16 protein-coding genes and 1 tRNA gene are annotated in these 17,081 nt (G+C 69.8%); 8 read left to right on the forward strand and 9 right to left on the reverse strand.

Annotated elements, in window-relative coordinates; genetic code table 11:
* The first annotated feature begins 39 nt into the window (after positions 1 to 39).
* The 5 genes from LAJ50_RS09690 to lolD all read left to right on the forward strand — a co-directional run bounded on the left by LAJ50_RS09690 (position 40) and on the right by lolD (position 3,565).
* Positions 40 to 819, forward strand: a complete 780-nt coding sequence (locus LAJ50_RS09690; protein ID WP_130518061.1) for a succinate dehydrogenase iron-sulfur subunit — start codon at positions 40 to 42, stop codon at positions 817 to 819.
* A 71-nt stretch (positions 820 to 890) separates the two neighbouring features.
* Positions 891 to 1,157, forward strand: coding sequence for a succinate dehydrogenase assembly factor 2 (locus LAJ50_RS09695; RefSeq protein ID WP_130552041.1), 267 nt, complete (start codon positions 891 to 893; stop codon positions 1,155 to 1,157).
* Positions 1,108 to 1,560 (forward strand): hypothetical protein, encoded by a 453-nt coding sequence (locus tag LAJ50_RS09700; protein ID WP_130552040.1) that lies wholly within the window; start codon positions 1,108 to 1,110, stop codon positions 1,558 to 1,560. The genes LAJ50_RS09695 and LAJ50_RS09700 overlap by 50 nt, the downstream gene beginning before the upstream one ends.
* Positions 1,561 to 1,608: 48 nt before the next feature.
* Positions 1,609 to 2,871: a lipoprotein-releasing ABC transporter permease subunit gene (locus LAJ50_RS09705; protein WP_130552039.1), complete on the forward strand. Its 1,263-nt coding sequence runs from the start codon at positions 1,609 to 1,611 to the stop codon at positions 2,869 to 2,871.
* Positions 2,864 to 3,565: a lipoprotein-releasing ABC transporter ATP-binding protein LolD gene (gene lolD / locus LAJ50_RS09710; protein ID WP_130552038.1), complete on the forward strand. Its 702-nt coding sequence runs from the start codon at positions 2,864 to 2,866 to the stop codon at positions 3,563 to 3,565. The genes LAJ50_RS09705 and lolD overlap by 8 nt, the downstream gene beginning before the upstream one ends.
* A gap of 55 nt (positions 3,566 to 3,620) precedes the next feature.
* Here the strand turns inward: lolD and LAJ50_RS09715 are convergent.
* The 4 genes from LAJ50_RS09715 to rnd form a co-directional block, all read right to left on the reverse strand.
* Positions 3,621 to 3,696, reverse strand: a tRNA-Ala gene (locus tag LAJ50_RS09715).
* Between the two features lie 116 nt (positions 3,697 to 3,812).
* Positions 3,813 to 4,355 (reverse strand): Lrp/AsnC family transcriptional regulator, encoded by a 543-nt coding sequence (locus LAJ50_RS09720; protein ID WP_130552037.1) that lies wholly within the window; start codon positions 4,353 to 4,355, stop codon positions 3,813 to 3,815.
* 65 nt (positions 4,356 to 4,420) lie between these two features.
* Positions 4,421 to 6,370, reverse strand: coding sequence for a CocE/NonD family hydrolase (locus LAJ50_RS09725; protein WP_138654449.1), 1,950 nt, complete (start codon positions 6,368 to 6,370; stop codon positions 4,421 to 4,423).
* A 147-nt stretch (positions 6,371 to 6,517) separates the two neighbouring features.
* Positions 6,518 to 7,603 (reverse strand): ribonuclease D, encoded by a 1,086-nt coding sequence (rnd, locus tag LAJ50_RS09730; protein WP_171044648.1) that lies wholly within the window; start codon positions 7,601 to 7,603, stop codon positions 6,518 to 6,520.
* Between the two features lie 127 nt (positions 7,604 to 7,730).
* Between rnd and LAJ50_RS09735 the strand changes: the two genes are divergently transcribed.
* Positions 7,731 to 9,593, forward strand: coding sequence for a formylglycine-generating enzyme family protein (locus tag LAJ50_RS09735; protein ID WP_224096535.1), 1,863 nt, complete (start codon positions 7,731 to 7,733; stop codon positions 9,591 to 9,593).
* Positions 9,594 to 9,606: 13 nt separating this feature from the next.
* The gene (locus LAJ50_RS09740; protein ID WP_138651124.1) at positions 9,607 to 10,512 is read left to right on the forward strand and encodes a M48 family metallopeptidase; all 906 of its coding nucleotides are present in this window, start codon (positions 9,607 to 9,609) and stop codon (positions 10,510 to 10,512) included.
* A 10-nt stretch (positions 10,513 to 10,522) separates the two neighbouring features.
* Here LAJ50_RS09740 and phbB (LAJ50_RS09745) read toward each other — a convergent pair whose 3' ends face one another.
* The 4 genes from phbB (LAJ50_RS09745) to gluQRS form a co-directional block, all read right to left on the reverse strand.
* Positions 10,523 to 11,260 carry an acetoacetyl-CoA reductase gene (gene phbB, locus LAJ50_RS09745; protein ID WP_138651123.1) on the reverse strand — a complete coding sequence of 246 codons (738 nt, stop codon included), beginning with the start codon at positions 11,258 to 11,260 and terminating at the stop codon, positions 10,523 to 10,525.
* 256 nt (positions 11,261 to 11,516) lie between these two features.
* Positions 11,517 to 12,053 (reverse strand): polyhydroxyalkanoate synthesis repressor PhaR, encoded by a 537-nt coding sequence (gene phaR, locus LAJ50_RS09750; protein ID WP_138651122.1) that lies wholly within the window; start codon positions 12,051 to 12,053, stop codon positions 11,517 to 11,519.
* 142 nt (positions 12,054 to 12,195) lie between these two features.
* Entirely contained in the window at positions 12,196 to 12,936 is a 741-nt protein-coding gene (phbB, locus tag LAJ50_RS09755) for an acetoacetyl-CoA reductase (RefSeq protein WP_138651121.1), read from the reverse strand.
* Positions 12,937 to 12,972: 36 nt separating this feature from the next.
* Complete coding sequence (gene gluQRS, locus LAJ50_RS09760) at positions 12,973 to 13,878, reverse strand: tRNA glutamyl-Q(34) synthetase GluQRS (protein WP_138651120.1); 906 nt, start codon at positions 13,876 to 13,878, stop codon at positions 12,973 to 12,975.
* A 116-nt stretch (positions 13,879 to 13,994) separates the two neighbouring features.
* Between gluQRS and htpX the strand changes: the two genes are divergently transcribed.
* Positions 13,995 to 14,891, forward strand: a complete 897-nt coding sequence (gene htpX / locus LAJ50_RS09765; protein WP_138651119.1) for a protease HtpX — start codon at positions 13,995 to 13,997, stop codon at positions 14,889 to 14,891.
* Between the two features lie 78 nt (positions 14,892 to 14,969).
* Here htpX and LAJ50_RS09770 read toward each other — a convergent pair whose 3' ends face one another.
* Positions 14,970 to 17,048, reverse strand: coding sequence for a bifunctional diguanylate cyclase/phosphodiesterase (locus LAJ50_RS09770; RefSeq protein ID WP_138651118.1), 2,079 nt, complete (start codon positions 17,046 to 17,048; stop codon positions 14,970 to 14,972).
* Positions 17,049 to 17,081: the final 33 nt, after the last annotated feature.

A 17,081-nucleotide genomic window follows, 5' to 3' on the forward strand; every position in this document is an offset into this window, starting at 1 on the left:
CCCCCCAATCCCTAATCCCCATTCCCGGATTTTAAAGCCATGGCTGAGTTCGCACTCCCCAAGAATTCCAAGATCGGCAAGGGCAAGCATTTCCCCGCCAAGGGCGCCAAGAACACGCGCACCTTCAAGATCTACCGCTGGAGTCCGGACGACGACCAGAACCCGCGCACCGACACCTACGAGGTGGACCTGGACAAGTGCGGCCCGATGGTCCTGGACGCGCTGATCAAGATCAAGAACGAGATCGACCCGACCCTGACCTTCCGCCGCTCCTGCCGCGAGGGCATCTGCGGCTCGTGCGCGATGAACATCAGCGGCACCAATACGCTGGCCTGCACCAAGGCCATCGAGGACTGCGGCCGCGGCGAGGTGCCGATCTATCCGCTGCCGCACATGGACGTGGTCAAGGACCTGGTGCCGGACCTGACCCATTTCTATGCGCAGTACGCCTCGATCAAGCCGTGGCTGCGCACGCAGAGCCCGGCGCCGGACCGCGAGCGCCTGCAGTCGCCCGAGGACCGCAAGAAGATCGACGGCCTGTACGAATGCATCCTGTGTGCGTGCTGCTCGACCAGCTGCCCGAGCTACTGGTGGAACGGCGAGCGCTACCTGGGCCCGGCGATCCTGCTGCAGGCCTACCGCTGGATCATCGACTCGCGCGATGAGGACACCGGTGCGCGCCTGGACGATCTGGAAGACCCGTTCAAGCTCTACCGCTGCCACACCATCATGAACTGCGCGCGCACCTGCCCGAAGGGCCTGAACCCGGCCAAGGCGATCGCCGAAATCAAGAAGCTGATGCTGGCCCGCGCGGCCTGATCGCTCCGACCGCAGCACGCACGGCGCCCTCCGATGGAGGGCGTTTTGCTTTCAACGAACTGGATACGCCCATGAGCGACGCCTCCGACCCCGCTTTCGACCCGGTGATCAAGCGCCTGCGCTGGCGCAGCCGGCGGGGCATGCGAGAGCTGGATCAGCTGTTCGAGCGCTACCTGGACCACGCCTGGCAGGACGATTCCGAACAACAGCGGGCGGTTTTCCTAGCGCTGCTCGAATGCGAGGACGATAAGCTCTGGCGCTGGTTCATGGGCTATGAGGAATGCCCCGATGCCGCGCTCGCCCAGCTCATGGAACGCATCCGCCAGCTGCCGGCTTGAGTGGCGCCCCTCGCGCCTGCTCGGCGCGATGCTGGCGATCATCGGCCTGCTCGCGGTCTGCGCGGTGCTGGCCAGCGGCCTGCCGGGCTGGGCGATCGCGCTGCTTGCGCCCTGCGCCGCGGCCCAGACCATCCTGTCGTTGCGGCGCTACCTGCGCCTGCCGCGGCGGCGGCTGGTCATTCCCGCCGGTGAAGGGGCACCGACGCTGGAAGGGGTGGTGCTGACAGGATGCGAGGTCCAGTGGCGCGGCCCGCTGGCGTTCCTGGCGTGGCGTGATGCCGCCGGCCGGCACGGTCACCTGGCCTGGTGGCCGGACACGCTGGATACGCGCGCACGACGTGAACTGCGTCTGGCCGCCGAGGGGCTGGCCGTTTCCGCGCGCGGCGCGGCGATGGCACCATAGCGCACCGCCAGGCCCGCGACGGCCTGGTCCACCTCACCGCAGGCCGCAATGTTCAAACCCATCCCGGTCGCCATCGGCCTGCGCTACCTGCGCGCCAAGCGACGCAACGGCTTCATCTCCTTCATCTCGATGGCCTCGATCATCGGCATCGCGCTCGGCGTGATGGTGCTGATCACCACGCTGTCGGTGATGAGCGGGTTCCAGCGCGAGATCCGCGACCGTCTGCTGCAGATGACCGCGCACGCCACCGTGTCCTCGACCGGCGAGCCGATGCAGCAGTGGCAGACGGCCGTGAGGCTGGCGATGGAGGACCCGCGCGTGGCGGGGGCGGCGCCCTACGTGGATGGCGAGGGCCTGATCGCCGGCAACGCCACCCAGAACATGCCGGCGGTGGTGCGCGGCATCGTGCCCGATCAGGAAGCGCACGTCTCCGTCCTGGCCAGGAAGATGGACCAGGGCTCGGTCGATTCGCTGCAGCCCGGCAAGTTCAACATCCTTCTGGGCAGCGAGCTGGCGCAATGGTTGAACGTGCGCGTGGGCGACAAGGTCAACGTGCTGACCAGCGACGTGCAGAGCACGATCGTCGGCGCTTTGCCGCAGACCAAGCGCTTCACCGTCACCGGCATCTTCACCGTGGGCTACAACGACATCGACAAGGGCATGGCCTTCGTCGACATGCAGGACCTGCAGCGGCTCAAGCGCATGGGCGAGGGCGTCACGGGCGTGCGCCTGATGCTGCACGACATGGACCAGGCTTACGACGTCGCGCGCGACCTGGCCCGGCGCCTGCAGGAGGTCAGCCCCTATCCGTACCGCATTAGCGACTGGACTAGCGACAACGCCAACCTCTACCAGTCGTTGAAGATGGAGAAGACGGTGATGGGCGTACTGCTGTCGCTGATCATCCTCATGGGCGCCTTTACCCTGGTCAATTCTCAGGTGATGCTGGTGACCGACAAACAGGCCGACATCGCCATCCTGCGCACGCTGGGCCTGACCCCGCGCGGGGTGATGCAGGTCTTCATGGTGCAGGGCTCGCTGATCGGCGTGATCGGCACCGTGGTCGGCGTGATCAGCGGCATCGTGCTGACCATGAACCTGGAGCGCATCCTGGAGCTGATCGAACACACCTTCCACGTGGTCCTGCTGCCGTCGGACGTGTACTACATCACCGGCCTGCCGTACGTGCTCAACCCGCACGAGATCGTGGTGATCGCCCTGGTCGCGCTGAGCATGAGTTTCCTGGCCACGCTGTATCCGGCCTGGCGCGCGGCGCGCACCGACCCGGCCGAGGCCCTGCGCTATGAGTAAGCCGATGCAAGACAGCAGCGTGATCCGCGCGCAGGCGCTGGCCAAGACCTATGCCGAGGGCAGGATGAAGACGCCGGTCTTCGACGGCCTGGATCTGGACGTGCAGGCCGGCGAGACCGTGGCCATCGTCGGTGCCTCCGGCGCCGGCAAGAGCACGCTGCTGCATCTGCTGGGCGGCCTGGACACGCCGACTTCGGGTGAGGTCTTCGTCGCCGGGCAGAAGATGTCGGGCCTGTCCAACGCGGCGCGCGGCAAGCTGCGCAACCGGGCGCTGGGCTTCGTCTACCAGTTCCATCACCTGCTGCCCGAGTTCACCGCGCTGGAGAACGTGATGATGCCGGTGGCGCTGGGTGGCGGCGACCTGGGCGAGGCGCGCCAGCGCGCGACCACGCTGCTCGAGCACGTCGGCCTGGGCCATCGCCTGGAACACAAGCCGGGCGAGCTCTCCGGCGGTGAGCGCCAGCGTGCGGCCGTGGCCCGGGCGCTGGTCAACAACCCCGGCTGCGTGCTGGGCGACGAGCCCACCGGCAACCTGGACGACAAGACCGCCGAGACCGTGTTCTCGCTGATGCTGGACCTCAACCGCGCCCAGCGCACCAGTCTGGTCCTGGTGACCCACGACCGCGGCCTGGCCGCCCGCCTGGACCGCACGCTGGAACTGCATCAGGGCAAGCTGCGCCCGATCGCGCTCTGAGCCCGGAACCCGCGCAACGAAAAAGCCCGCCGATGGCGGGCTTTTTCTTGAAACTTGGTGGAGCCAGGGAGGATCGAACTCCCGACCTCGTCATTGCGAACGACGCGCTCTCCCAGCTGAGCTATGGCCCCAAGGGGAGCGCCATTCTAGCGATGCGCCTGCGGATTGCCAACCGGTCCGCGTGCGATCGCCGGGCGACGGCGCGGAAGGCGTCCTTGCGCGGGCCGAACGCGCGCCAAGCCGGCGCTCAGCTGTCCCGTGGCAGGTCCAGGGCGGGCAGGGGCCGCTCGCCCGGGGCGCGGATGGCCTTGGTGACCACGTAGGTGGAGTAGCGCGCGATGCCCAGGTCCTCGCCCAGCAGCTGCTCCATGAAGGCCTGGTACTGGGCGATGTCGCTGCACTCGATCATGGCGATGTAGTCGATGCCGCCGCCGGTGGCGTAGCAGAACGCCACTTCCGGGGCGTCGGCCATGCGCTGGGCGAAGGTGCGCATCGAGGTGGCGGTGTGCTGGCCCAGCACGATCTGCACCAGCACCTGGCTGGTCTTGAACAGGCGCTGCCAGTCGATCACCGCGCGGTAGCCGCGGATCAGGCCGGCGGCCTCCAGCTTGCGCACGCGCTCCCAGGTGGGCGTGATCGACAGGCCGATCTCGCTGGCCAGGGTGGACTTGGTCACGCGCGCCTGGCGCGAGAGGATCTGCAGGATCCTCAGGTCGTCCTGGTCCAGGCGCAGGCCCGGATCGATGCGCAGCGGCCGGGCGGCCGTCTCGGGCGGAACATCGGAAGACATGCGGCAGATGCTAGCGTCGGCGTGCGCCAGGGCAAGGCGGCGTCGAACCGACGCCGCCTCGCGGCTCACTTGATGCCGCTGACCACCGGCAACAGCACGGCGCTGGCCTGATCGCCGCCCAGCTTCACGCTGACGGTGGCCTCGCGGTAGTCCTTGGGCTGGGCCAGGAAGATGTTGGGCACGAAGGTCTGCGGATTGAGGTCGTACAGGGGGAACCAGCTCGACTGCACCTGCACCATGATCCGGTGACCGGGCAGGAAGGTGTGGTTGGCCACGGGCAGGTCGAAGCGGATCGGCACGGTCGTGTTGGACGGGATCGCGCTGGGATGTTCCAGGCTCTCGCGGTAGCGCCCGCGCAGGATGTCGGCCGAGACCATCAGCTGGTAGCCGCCCAGCTTCGGATCGTCCGGCACCACGTCGGGGTAGACGTCGACCAGCTTGACCACGAAATCGCCGTCGCTGCCGGTGGTGGACAGGCGCAGGTCCACCTTCGGCGTGCCGCTGATGCGCAGCGGCGCGTCCAGCGCATCGGTGACGAAGGTCAGCACGTCCGGGCGCGCCGCGGCCAGGCGCTGGTCGCTGACCAGCCAGCTCGGCCAGGGATTGTCGTCATAGCCGGTGGCCGGCAGCGGCCTGGGCAGGAACGGCACCGGGTTGGACGGATCGGACACGTACTCGTCGCTGCCGGCCGCGGCCTGCGCGGTGAACCCGGCCGTGCCCTCGTCCTTCAGGTACAGCGGCTGTTCGCTGATGCGGCAGCCCGAGGCGCAGCCCTGTGGCCAGGACTTCAGGTGCTCCCAGCGGTTCTCGCCGGTGCGATAGATGGTGACCGGCGAGACCTGCATCGGCGGCGCGTCGTCCATCAGGTAGTGATCCAGGAACGGGCGCAGCACCTCGCGGCGGAAGGTCGCCGCGGTGTCGGTACCGAACTTGATCTCGCCCAGATGGGTGCCGTCCTCGCGCTGGCCACCGTGGTTCCAGGGGCCCATCACCAGGAACACCTTGTCGTTGCGCGTGTCCTTGGGTTCCAGCGCTGCGTACACGGCCATGTCGCCGTAGATGTCCTCCTGGTCCCACAGGCCATGCACCAGCATCACCGGCACGGTCAGCGGCTCCTTCGCGAGCAGCTTGTCCACCGCCTGCTCCTGCCAGAAGGCATCGTAGGCCGGATGCGCCAGCAGCTTGCGGAAGAAGCCGAGCTGGTCCATGCCGCGCCGCTTGCCGATCAGGCCGGCGGCGCCGCCCTTGAGGTAGAAGTCGTAGTCGTCGGCATCGGACTGGATCCAGTGGATCGTGTTGCCGCGGGTGGCCACCTGTTCGTAGATGTAGGGCAGGTTGGTCTGGCGGAAGGCGCCGTTGTGGAACCAGTCGTCGCCGCGCCAGCCGTCGACCATCGGGTTCATCGGGATGGCCACCTTCAGCGCCGGATGCGGATGGAACAGCGCCATCAGGCTGGTGAAGCCGTCGTAGGAGATGCCCAGGATGCCGACCTTGCCGTTGGACTCGGGCACGTTCTTGGACAGCCAGTCGATGGTGTCCCAGGTGTCGGTGGAATGGTCGACGTCGCTGTCGTTGAGCGGGCCGATCTGCGGCCGGTTCATGACGTAGTCGCCTTCCGAACCGTACTTGCCGCGGATGTCCTGGACCACGCGGATGTAGCCGTGCTTGTTGAACAGCTCGGGGAAGTTGTCGTAGCCCTGCAGCACGGCGGCCAGGCGATCGCTCTTGGCCAGCGTGGTCATGCCGTCGGCGTCGTAGGGCGTGCGCGTGAGCAGCATCGGCGCGCGGTGGGCGCCCTTGGGGACCAGGATGACGGTGTGCAGCTTGACGCCGTCGCGCATCGGGATCTCGACCACGCGGCGGATGAAGTCCGCATCGGGATCCTCGGGGACGACGAAATGGGCGGGGCGATCCGGTTCGGGCTTCTGCTGGGCCAGCAGCAGGGGCGTGGCCAGCAGGGTGGACAGCAGCAGCGCGGCGCTGGCGAACAGGGCAGGACGGTGCAACCGGGACATCAGCTTCTCCGAGACGGGCGACTGGGGAATGTCCCGCGCCGTGCCCGCATTCGCGCCACGAAGCCGCGCGGGCGATGAACCGGTCTGGAGACGTCGTAGCCTAGCGTTTCCCCTGCCGTCGCGATAGCGGCGACCTAAGGCCTGGCGTCAGGCGCGGGGCGCGGCCAGCAGCGGTGCCAGCACCGGTTCGAGCTGGGCCCGGCGCCAGCCTTCCAGGGCGGCCGGCCACTGGCCGTGCTCCATGAGCATCTCCAGCCAGCGGCGCGAGGCGAGGATGCCATCGGGCAGACCGAGCGCGGCCGAATGCGCGGCCACCGCGTCCTGCAACTTCTTCAGGCGCTGCTTGTCCTGGTCGCCGTTTTTGGCAAGCGGGGCGTCGGCCTCGTCCGGCAGCGGCGTGGACAGGGCCTGCCAGAGCGTGTCGGCGAGCTTGCGCGGCGACTTGGGCTGGCGCTCGAGCCAGTCGACCAGCGCCTCGCGCGAGGCCATCGGCGTGCGCGCCAGGGTGACGGCCAGTTCGTTGTCCAGGATCCAGCTCTTGGGGCGGTCGCTGGCGCGGGCCTGCGCCTCGCGCCAGCGCAGCAGGCGCAGCAGGCGGTGCTGTGCGGGGGCATCGAGGAACTGCGCGCTGCGCAGCGCCAGATGCGGCCAGCGTTCGCCGCCATCGTCCTCGCCCTGGGCGACGAGCCGCGCGCCGTCGGCCTGCAGCCAGTCCAGCCGGCCCAGCGCCTGCAGCTTGTCGGTCAGCGCCGCATACAGCGCGCCCAGGTGGACCACGTCGTCGGCGGCGTACTCCAGCTGCGCGGCGCTGAGCGGACGCTTGAGCCAGTCCGAACGCGTCTCGCCCTTGGCCAGCGTCACCCCGGTGATCTGCGCCACCAGCTTCTGGTAGCCCATGCCGCCGCCGATGCCTGCCAGCGCCGCGGCGATCTGCGTGTCGAACAGCGGCGAGGGCAGCACGCCGCAGGCGCAGCGCAGCGCGATCAGGTCTTCGCTGGCGCTGTGCATCACCTTGACCACGCGCGCGTCGGTCAGCAGCGGCGCCAGGGCCTGCGGCATGCCGGGCACCAGCGGATCGACCAGCAGGATGGTGTCGCCGATAGCGATCTGGACCAGGGCCAGCTGCGGCCAGAAGGTCTTCTCGCGGATGAATTCGGTGTCCAGGCCCACCCAGGCGGGCAGCTGCTGCAGGTGCGCTCGCAGCGCGTCGGGGGTGTCGATCCAGAGGGGCACGCGGGTCTCGAGGTTGGGAACCAGGGGGCGCCCCGTCGCGCGCTTGCACACGCCTTGGCGCGCTTGGGGCGACAATAGCCTAACGTCCCCGGCCATCGGCCGCCTTTGGATCATGACGGGAGGAACCTTGCGGCGATTCGCCCCGGCGCTGCTGGCGCTGCTGCTGACAGCTTGCGCGCGCGCGCCCGAGCCCGCGGCGCGGCCGGCCACGCCCGTGGCCAGCCCGGCGCCCGCGGCCGACCAGGCGCCGGCGCGCACGCCCAGCGTCACCATCAGCGACAGCAGCGGCGATGCCGCGCTGAACTGGTCGCCGCCCGCGCTGGCGCTGGAACCGGACCGGGTGCGCCAGGCGCGCCGGGATGCCGCTGCCGCGCTGCGCGCCGGCGATCTGTTCGAACAGCCGCGCGACGCCATCCCGCTGTACCTGGCGCTGCTGCGCCTGGATCCCGACGACGCCGTCGCCAGGCGCGGCCTGGCCAACGCCGGCACCGCGCTGCTGGCGCAGGGCCGGCGCGCGGTGGCCGCGGCCCAGGACGATCCCGACGCGCTGGCGAGCGCGGTGCGCATCGCCGCGGTGGTGCGCACGGTGCTGGCGCACGATCCGCGCGCCGAACCCTATCTGGAGCAGGTCGATCTGGCCGAGCAGCTGGCCCGGCTCAACGCCACCGGCGAGAGCCAGCTGCGCCAGGGCCTGCTGGGAGAAGAGGGCAAGGACGGCGCGCTGACCACCTTCCGCGCCGTGCTGGCGCAGGCGCCGGACCAGCCCCGCGCCCTGCAGGGCATGGCGGCGACGGAGAGCGCCTTCATCCGCCGCGCCGAGGACGCCGCGCGCGCCGGCGACTTCGACGGCGCAGCCCGCTGGATGGGCTTCGCCAACGGCCTGCGCGACGAGGCGCAGACGGTCAAGGACGGCTACGCGCGCATCGAAGGCGAGCGCACCCGGCAGATCGCCGCGCTGCGCGATGCCGGCGTGGACGACCTGGTCTCGCCGCTGGGCCTGAAGGACGCGCGGCAGAAGCTGGAGGCGGCCCTGCGCATCGCCCGCCCGGGCGATCCGGTGGCCGCCGACCTGCGCCAGCGCATCGACCTGGCCACGCACTACGGCCTGTTCCGGCCTGGCCAGACCTTCACCGACGCCATGTCCGGCGGCGGCCGCACGCCGGTGATGGTGGTGGTGCCGCACGGTGCCTTCCGCATGGGCGCGGACGAGGACGAGCCGGGCGCGTCCGATGCCGAGCAGCCGGCGCATTACGTGCGCTTCGACCGCGGCTTCGCCGTCTCGCGCACGGCGGTGACGGTGGGCCAGTACCGGCGATTCGTGCAGGCGACCCAGTACCGGCCGCGGGCGACGCGGCGCGGGCATTCAATCGTCTACGACGAGCGCAGCGGCAACTTCGTGCGCCGCAGCGGCGTGGACTGGCAGTCCGACTACGCCGGGGCCAAGGCGGCCGACGACATGCCCGTGCTGCACGTCAGCGTGCGCGATGCCGAGGCCTACGCCGACTGGCTGGCCGAGCAGACCGGGCATGCCTACCGCCTGGCCTCGGAGGCCGAGTTCGAGTACATCCTGCGCGCCGGCAGCCAGGGGCGCTATCCGTGGGGCAGTTCGACGCCGCCGCCCGCGGGCGTGGGCAACCTGACCGGCGGTAACGACGTCTCGCCCAGCGGGCGCCATTGGGGCAACGCCTTCGTCGGCTACGGCGATGGCTGGTGGGGGCCGGCGCCGGTGGCCACGTTCAAGCCCAATGCCTGGGGCCTGTACGACGTCGGCAGCAACATCGGCGAATGGGTCGCAGACTGCTGGCATGCCAGCTTCCGGCGCGCGCCGGGCGACGGTGCGGCGTGGTTCAATCCCGGCTGCCGGGCGCGGGTGGTGCGGGGCGGAGGATGGGCCTCGTCGCCGCAGCAGGCAAGGGCGGCGTGGCGCTCCTCGCAGGACTCGGACATGACCAGTGCGCGGGTAGGCTTCCGCGTGGTGCGTGGCATCTGACAAGGATCAAGGCATGAATGCGGCTTACGACAATGGGGGCATGCAGCGGCGGCGCGGATTCGGGATCCGCTGGTGGATCCTGCTGCTGTTCGCCGGCTACGCGGCGTTCCAGTGGTTCTCCAGCCGCCAGACCGATCCCTACACCGGTGAGGACGCGCACTACGGCGCCACGCCCAGCGAGGAATCCGAGCTGGGCGTGCAGGCCTACCAGCAGGTGCTGGGCGAGGCGCGCCAGCAGGGGGCGCTGCTGCCGGCCAGCGACCCGACCAGCCAGGAGGTCGCGAACATCGCCCAGCGCCTGATCGCGCGCGTGCCACAGGTGGCCCAAGACCTGGCCAAGCAGCACAACCAGCCGGTCCCGGACCTGTCCGGCTACGACTGGCAGGTCAGCGTGCTGCGCTCGGACGAGGCCAATGCGTTCTGCCTGCCGGGCGGCAAGATCGCGGTCTACACCGGCCTGTTCCCGATCGCGCAGACCCGCGATGCGCTGGCGGTGGTGATGGGCCACGAGATCGCCCACGCGCTGCTGCGCCACAGCTCCCAGCGCATGGCCCAGCAGAAGCTGGTGCAGATGGGGCAGGTCGCGGCCGGCATGTCGGGCATGGACCAGCAGACCATGGCCGCGCTGGGCGCCGGCGTGCAGTACGGCGTGGTACTGCCGTACGGCCGCAACCACGAATCGCAGGCCGACGAGGTCGGGCTGATGCTGGCCGCGGCGGCCTGCTACGACCCGCAGCAGGCCATTCCGCTGTGGGAGCGCATGTCGCAGCTGGGCGGCGGCCAGCGTCCGCCGGAGTTCGCCTCCACCCACCCGGACCCGTCCAACCGCATCGCCCGCCTGCAGCAGCTGATGCCCGAGGCCGAGCAGTTCCGCGCCCGCTACTGCGGCGGCCAGCCGGCGAGCGACCAGCCGCTGTAGCGCGCCGGCGTCAGAAACTCATGTACAGGCCGCCGTTGACCGGCAGGTTGGCGCCGGTGATGTAACCGGCCGCATCCTCGGCCAGGAAGCGCACCGCGCGGGCGATGTCCTCCGGCTCGCCCAGCCGGCCGACCGGCACCTGGGCCGAGGTGCGCTGCAGGACCTCGGCCGGCATGGCGGCGGTCATCGGCGTGCGCACGTAGCCGGGAGACACGCTGTTGACCGTGACGCCCTTGGCCGCGACCTCGCGCGCCAGCGACATGGTCAGCCCGTGCAGGCCGGCCTTGGCCGCCGCGTAGTTGGCCTGGCCGAAGTTCCCGGTCTGGCCGCTGACCGAGCTGATGTTGACGATGCGGCCGTGGCCGCGCTCGACCATGCCGGCGATGGCGTGGTGGCACAGCTGGAAGGCGCTGGTCAGGTTGACCTGCAGGACCGCGTTCCACTGCGCCCGGTCCATCTTGCGCAGGGTCGCATCGCGGGTGATGCCGGCGTTGTTGACCAGGATGTCCAGCGCGCCGTGCGTGGCCTGGACGCGGGCGATCAGCTGCGCGCACTGCGCGTCGTCACCGACGTCGGCCGGTTCGAAGGCCACGCGGCCGCCGGTGGCGGCCCGGAAGGCCTCGAGGCGCGCCGGCTCGGCCGGCAGGTCGGTGGCGACGACGGTGTGGCCGGCCTCGGACAGGGCGCGGCAGATCGCCGTGCCCAGGCCGCCGATGCCGCCGGTCACCAGTGCGATGCGGTGCGTCATGGAGATGCGGTGGTTGCGGTACAGGGGCGCAAGGATACTCCCCGCGCCTGCGGCCAGGTCCGCGTCGCGCCCGCCCTTGCGGCCGGTGGCTTGCGGGGAAATCCGTCAGGACACGCGTGCTTGGGCTCGTCGGACAGCGGCGTACCGCTCTGGAGGGCGCCTTTGCTGCGCAGCATGCGTTGTGTGCACGATCGATGCTGCGGTCGCTTGGGCCGGCGGCGTCGCGCTGGCCCACGCGATGGCACGGTCGCCGCGCTCAGCGGCGGGTCGACTTGCTTGCGGTCTCGCGCGTCGGCGCTTCCTTGCCGGTGCCCGTGCCGGACGTGGAGGTGGGACGCGGGGCGGGGCCGCGGGTCAGGCCGCTGGTGAGGTTGCGCTGGAAGTCCTGCCAGATCTCCAGGTTGCGCTCGGTGAGCTGGTTCATCATCGCCCACGGCGTCTGCCCCAGCAGGTTGCCCATCTGCTGGCGGAACTGCGCCTGCTGGTCCATGAACATCTGCATCGAGCGCTCCAGGTAGTTGCCCATGAAGCCCTGCAGCGAGTCGCCGTAGAAACGGATGATCTGGCTCAGCAGCTGGGTCGACAGCAGCGGCTCGCCGTCCTGCTCCTGGTCGCTGATGATCTGCAGCAGCACCAGGCGGGTCAGGTCCTCGCCGCTCTTGGCGTCGCGCACCTCGAACTCCTCGCCGTCGACGATGAGCTGGCGCACGTCCTCGATGGTGATGTAGCTGGAGATTTCGGTGTCGTAGAGACGACGGTTGGGGTACTTCTTGATGATCCGGATCGCAGCCATGGAGCAGTCACCTCAATCAATGTGCGCGGAGCATGCGCCCGGGTTTTTTGCGGCGCAACCATACTTTGGGAGCGTTTCGGGTCTGGACCGGCAGGATCTGCACAGCTGTGCATGCCCCCGCGCAGACGCGCGTCAGCGCGGCTTACCAGCCCATGTACTGACCACCGTTGGCCGAGAGATTGGCGCCGGTGATCCAGGCCGCCTCCTCGGCCACGAAGAAGGCCACCGCGTAGGCGATGTCCTCGGGTGAGCCCAGGCGCCCGGTCGGGATCTGGGCCACGATCTTGTTGCGGATCTCCTCGGGCACGGCCATCACCATCTCGGTGGCGATGTAGCCCGGCGAGACGGTATTGACGGTGATGCCGAACTGCGCGTTCTCCTGCGCCAGGGAGATGGTGAAGCCGTGCATGCCGGCCTTGGCCGCGGCGTAGTTGGCCTGGCCGTACTGGCCCTTCTGGCCGTTGATCGAGCTGATCTGCACGATCCGCCCCCAGCGCCGCGTGCGCATGCCGCCGATCACCGGACGGGTCATGTTGAACACCGAGGACAGATTGGTGTCGATCACCTCGTTCCACTGCGCTGCGTCCATCTTGTGGAAGGTGGTGTCGCGGGTGATGCCGGCGTTGTTGATCAGGATGTCGATCGGGCCCAGCGTGGCGGCGACCTCGTCCACCATGGCCTGGGCCTGCCCCGGATAGCGCACGTCGCCCTGCACCAGGGCGATGTCCACGCCTTCGGCGGCCATGCGCTGCTGCCAGTCGCGGGCGCGCACCGGATCGCGATAGTTGGTGGCCACCCGATGGCCCAGACCCGCGAGCTTGCGGCAGATGGCCGTGCCGATGCCGCCGGTACCGCCGGTGACCAGTGCAACGCGAGGAGTCATGGAGGAGCGCATCGAAGGAGGCGAGGGCTGGCGATTCTAGTCAGCACCTGCAGCATTTTTGTTGTGCGGTGCAGCATGAATTCCAGGCGCGGCCGGCAGCCGCGCCGGGTCGAAGCCATGCTGCGCCGCATGCAGCAGCGTGTCCACCGTATCGGCGCCGTCCAGCAGGTGCGCCGGCTGGCCCAGCTGGGCCCAGGCCGAGCGTAGGGCGGCCAGACCGTCGTCGGCATCCAGCGGCTGCGCGCCGTCCGACTTGGACAGCTTGCGCCCCTGCGCATCCAGCAGCACGGGCAGGTGCAGATAGCGCGGCGTGGGCAGGCCGAGCGCACGCTGCAGCAGGATCTGGCGCGGCGTGGAGTCGAGCAGGTCGGCGCCGCGCACGACATCGGTCATGCCCTGGTCGGCATCGTCCACCACCACGGCCAACTGGTAGGCCCAGGGGCCATCGGCGCGGCGCAGGACGAAGTCGCCCACCACGCGTCCGACCTCCTGGCGCTGCGGGCCCTGCAGGCCGTCCTCGAAGGTGACAATGCAGTCACCGGGTACGCGCAGGCGGATGGCCGGATCCGGCCGCCGCGCGCGTGCCACGCACCGGTGGTGGACCCCGCCGCTGGCCGCCAGGTCGGCGCGGCTGCAGTGGCATTCGAAGGCCAGCCCGCGCGCCAGCAGGTGCTCGAGCGCGGCCGCGTATGCCTGGCCGCGGGTGTGCTGCCAGCGCACCGGCCCATCGCTGCGCAGGCCGAGTTTTTCCAGCAGTTCCAGCTGTGCCTGCGCCGCGCCGGCGACTTCGCGCGGCGGGTCGAGATCCTCGATCCGCACCCACCACGCACCGCCGGCATGGCGGGCCAGCAGCCAGCTGCCGAATGCCGCCAGCAGCGAGCCGGCATGCAGCGGGCCGGTGGGCGAGGGCGCAAAGCGGCCGCGGTAGGGGCTTGATGACATTGACGAAATCGACGCGCAATCGCTGAACAACCAGTCAGCCGGCAGCTTGAAGTCAAACCGGGGCGTCCACAAGATTCGCCTCGTTCCCCCTCTCTCTTTTTGCCCTGGAGTCGACCGTGTTCACCCGCATCGCATTGTTCCTGCTGACCAACCTGGCCGTGCTGGCCCTGGCCAGCGTTGTGATGTCCCTGCTCGGGGTCAATTCGGCCAGCATGGCCGGCCTGCTGGTGATGGCCGCGCTGTTCGGCTTCGGCGGCTCGATTGTCTCGCTGCTGATGTCCAAGTGGATAGCCAAGCGCACCACCGGCGCGATGGTGATCGAGACCCCGCGCAACGAGGCCGAGCAGTGGCTGCTGGAGACCGTGCGTCGCCAGGCCCAGGCCGCGGGCATCGGCATGCCCGAGGTGGCGGTGTACGAGGCGCCTGAGATCAACGCCTTCGCCACCGGCGCCAACCGCAACAACGCGCTCGTGGCCGTGTCCACGGGGCTGCTGCGGCAGATGAGCCGCGACGAGGCCGAGGCCGTGCTCGGCCACGAGGTCAGCCACGTCGCCAACGGTGACATGGTGACCATGGCCCTGCTGCAGGGCGTGCTCAACACCTTCGTGATCGTGCTGGCGCGCGTGGTCGGCGGCGTGATCGACAGCTACCTGTCGGGCAACCGCGAGGGCAACAGCCGCGGCTTCGCCTACTACATCATCGTGTTCGTGCTGGAGATGGTGCTGGGCCTGTTCGCCACGATGATCGCGATGTGGTTCTCGCGTCGCCGCGAGTTCCGCGCCGACCACGGCGGCGCCACGTTGGCCGGACGGCAGAAGATGATCGCCGCGCTGGAGCGCCTGCAGGCCAACCACGGCACCAGCACGCTGCCGGCGCAGGTGGAGGCCTTCGGCATCGCCGGCGGCATGGGGCAGGGCCTGAAGAAGCTGTTCCTCAGCCACCCGCCGCTGCCCGAGCGCATCGCCGCGCTGCGTGCCGCCCAGGTCCAGCAGCGCGCCAGCACGGTGATGTAAGGCGGTCGGTCGCGACGCGCTCCAACGAAAAGCCCGCCATGAAGGCGGGCTTTTCGCATCCGGCGGTCCGGGAACGCGCTAGGCGTTGAAGTCGAAGTTCATCTCCGGCATGGCATTGGCGATGAAGGAGCCTTCCACGTAGTCCAGGCCGGCGCCGAACAGCAGCGACATCGTTGCCGGGTCCTGCACGTGCTCGGCGATGGTGGTGATGCCGTCGCGCTGCGCGTGCGCGGTGATCTCGCGGATCTTGTCCTGGCTCTCGGCCACGCGCGCATGATCCTGGGTGAAGCTCCGGTCCAGCTTGAGGAACGCCGGGGTGAAGTGGGCCAGCAGCTGGAACGAGTCCAGCCCCGTGCCGAACTGTTCCAGCCCGACCTTGCAGCCCAGCCGCGCGGCCGACTGCAGCAGTTCCTGCGCCGCGCGCAGGTGGGTGAAGACCTTGGCCTCGGTGGTCTCCAGCCAGAGCCGTTCGCCCGGCAGCCCGGTGGCGGCCAGCTCGCGGGCGATGGTGTCCACCAGGCGAGTATCGCCAAAGGAGGCCTGGCTGATCTTGACCATCATGCGGGTGGGGCGTCCGGCGCGTTCGCGTTCGGCCAGCGCGGCGATGGCGGCGGTCACCACCCAGCGGTCGATGTCGGCCAGCAGGCCGGCCTCCTCGGCGATGGCCAGGAAGGTCACCGGCTTGATCCGCTCGCCGCTGCCGTTGTCCAGCCGCAGGAAGCCTTCGTAGAAATCGCCCGGCTCCCCCAACAGCGGGATGATCGGTTGGTAGTGCAGGACGAAGCCGCTGCCGGCCAGCGCCTCGCGCACCAGGTCCAGTACGCGCTGGGCGTACTCGGCCTCCGCGCGATCCACCGCGGCCGGGTCGAAGATCAGCACGCCGTTGCCGCCGACGCCGGCGACCGACTGCAGGTTCTCGCTGGCGCGCCCCAGCACCTGGCTGACGCTGGCGATCTTCTCGCCGATCTGCACGCCGCCCACGCTCAGGGTGGCGGTCACGGCGCGGTTGCCGATCTCGAACACGTGCGCGGCGAAGCCCGCGCGCAGGCGCTCGGCCAGGACGGCGGTGTCGGCATGGCTGCACTGGCACAGCACGGCGAACCCGTGTTCGCTGAAGCGGGCGGCGGTCATGCCTTCGCCGATCAGGCTGGAAAAGCGCGTGGCCATCGCCGCGATCAGCGCGTCGGCCGAATCCAGGCCGATGTCCGGCAGCAGCCGCGCGTAGTGGTCCGGCTCGACCAGGAGCAGGCCGTACTGCTGCTCGCCTTGCCCGACCTGGGCCACGGCGTCCTCGAGCGCGTGCAGGAAGGTGGGACGGTTGAGCAGGCCGGTGACCACGTCGCGCTGGCGCAGGTCCTCGACCTCGCGCGCCAGCTCGGTGTCCAGCTCGCGGCGGCGGAACACCACCTGCACGCAGGCCTCGCCCTCGTAGGTGGCCGTGGCGAACTCCATCACCGCCGGGAAGGCCTCGCCGTCGAGCGAGCGCGCCTCGCATTCGTAGCGCGGGGGCGGCGGCTCGCCCTTGCCGATGCGCTTGAGCAGCCGCTTGAAGTCCTCCACGTCCTTGGGCGCGATCAGGTCCAGCAGCGACAGCCCCTCGATGTCCTCGAAGGATGCGAACCCGAACATCTCCAGGTAGGCATCGTTGGCACGGATGTGCATGCCCTCGTGCACATAGGCGATCGGATCGCGCGAGGAGGCGATCAGGGCGTCGCAGCGGCGCTCGGTCTCGCGCAGCTGGGCTTCCAGGCGGCGCAGGCCGCGGCGGGCCTCCAGGTCCTCCCACTCGGCGCGCAGCACGCTGATCAGGTGGTCCGGGCGCGAGCGCACGGCCACCGCGCTGGCGCCGTTGATCAGGTCGTCCACCACCGAGGGCGTGCTCGAGGCGTCGATCATCACCACCACCGGGATGTCCTTGCCGCCGGCGGCGACATGGGCCAGCACCGTGGACACCGGGATCGTCTGCGCGGTCTTGGCCACCAGGATCAGGTCCACCGGCTGGCTGGCCAGCTGCTGGACCAGTTCCTCCGGGTCCAGCGGCCGCAGCGGCCGTACGGCGATGCCGTCGTTGCGGAAGGTGCTGACCACGCCCTCGGCCGCCTCGCCGCTGTCGTCGATGATCATCAGCCGCACGGGCGTGTCTTTGCCGATCTGCATGACGCTTCGGGCCTGGAGCGGGGGACGGCGTTT

Origin of the sequence: Pseudoxanthomonas sp. X-1 (assembly GCF_020042665.1) — a bacterium.
GTDB classification, from domain to species: Bacteria; Pseudomonadota; Gammaproteobacteria; order Xanthomonadales; family Xanthomonadaceae; genus Pseudoxanthomonas_A; species Pseudoxanthomonas_A spadix_A.

Excerpts from the sequence above, each read along its gene's own strand:
- phbB (WP_138651123.1), bottom strand. The coding sequence starts at position 11,260 with ATGACGCACCGCATCGCACTGGTGACCGGCGGCATCGGCGGCCTGGGC.
- LAJ50_RS09770 (WP_138651118.1), bottom strand. The coding sequence starts at position 17,048 with ATGCAGATCGGCAAAGACACGCCCGTGCGGCTGATGATCATCGACGAC.
- gluQRS (WP_138651120.1), bottom strand. The coding sequence starts at position 13,878 with ATGTCATCAAGCCCCTACCGCGGCCGCTTTGCGCCCTCGCCCACCGGC.
- phaR (WP_138651122.1), bottom strand. The coding sequence starts at position 12,053 with ATGGCTGCGATCCGGATCATCAAGAAGTACCCCAACCGTCGTCTCTAC.
- LAJ50_RS09720 (WP_130552037.1), bottom strand. The coding sequence starts at position 4,355 with ATGTCTTCCGATGTTCCGCCCGAGACGGCCGCCCGGCCGCTGCGCATC.
- LAJ50_RS09690 (WP_130518061.1), top strand. The coding sequence starts at position 40 with ATGGCTGAGTTCGCACTCCCCAAGAATTCCAAGATCGGCAAGGGCAAG.
- phbB (WP_138651121.1), bottom strand. The coding sequence starts at position 12,936 with ATGACTCCTCGCGTTGCACTGGTCACCGGCGGTACCGGCGGCATCGGC.
- LAJ50_RS09695 (WP_130552041.1), top strand. The coding sequence starts at position 891 with ATGAGCGACGCCTCCGACCCCGCTTTCGACCCGGTGATCAAGCGCCTG.
- LAJ50_RS09725 (WP_138654449.1), bottom strand. The coding sequence starts at position 6,370 with ATGTCCCGGTTGCACCGTCCTGCCCTGTTCGCCAGCGCCGCGCTGCTG.
- LAJ50_RS09740 (WP_138651124.1), top strand. The coding sequence starts at position 9,607 with ATGAATGCGGCTTACGACAATGGGGGCATGCAGCGGCGGCGCGGATTC.
- lolD (WP_130552038.1), top strand. The coding sequence starts at position 2,864 with ATGAGTAAGCCGATGCAAGACAGCAGCGTGATCCGCGCGCAGGCGCTG.
- LAJ50_RS09705 (WP_130552039.1), top strand. The coding sequence starts at position 1,609 with ATGTTCAAACCCATCCCGGTCGCCATCGGCCTGCGCTACCTGCGCGCC.
- LAJ50_RS09700 (WP_130552040.1), top strand. The coding sequence starts at position 1,108 with ATGCCGCGCTCGCCCAGCTCATGGAACGCATCCGCCAGCTGCCGGCTT.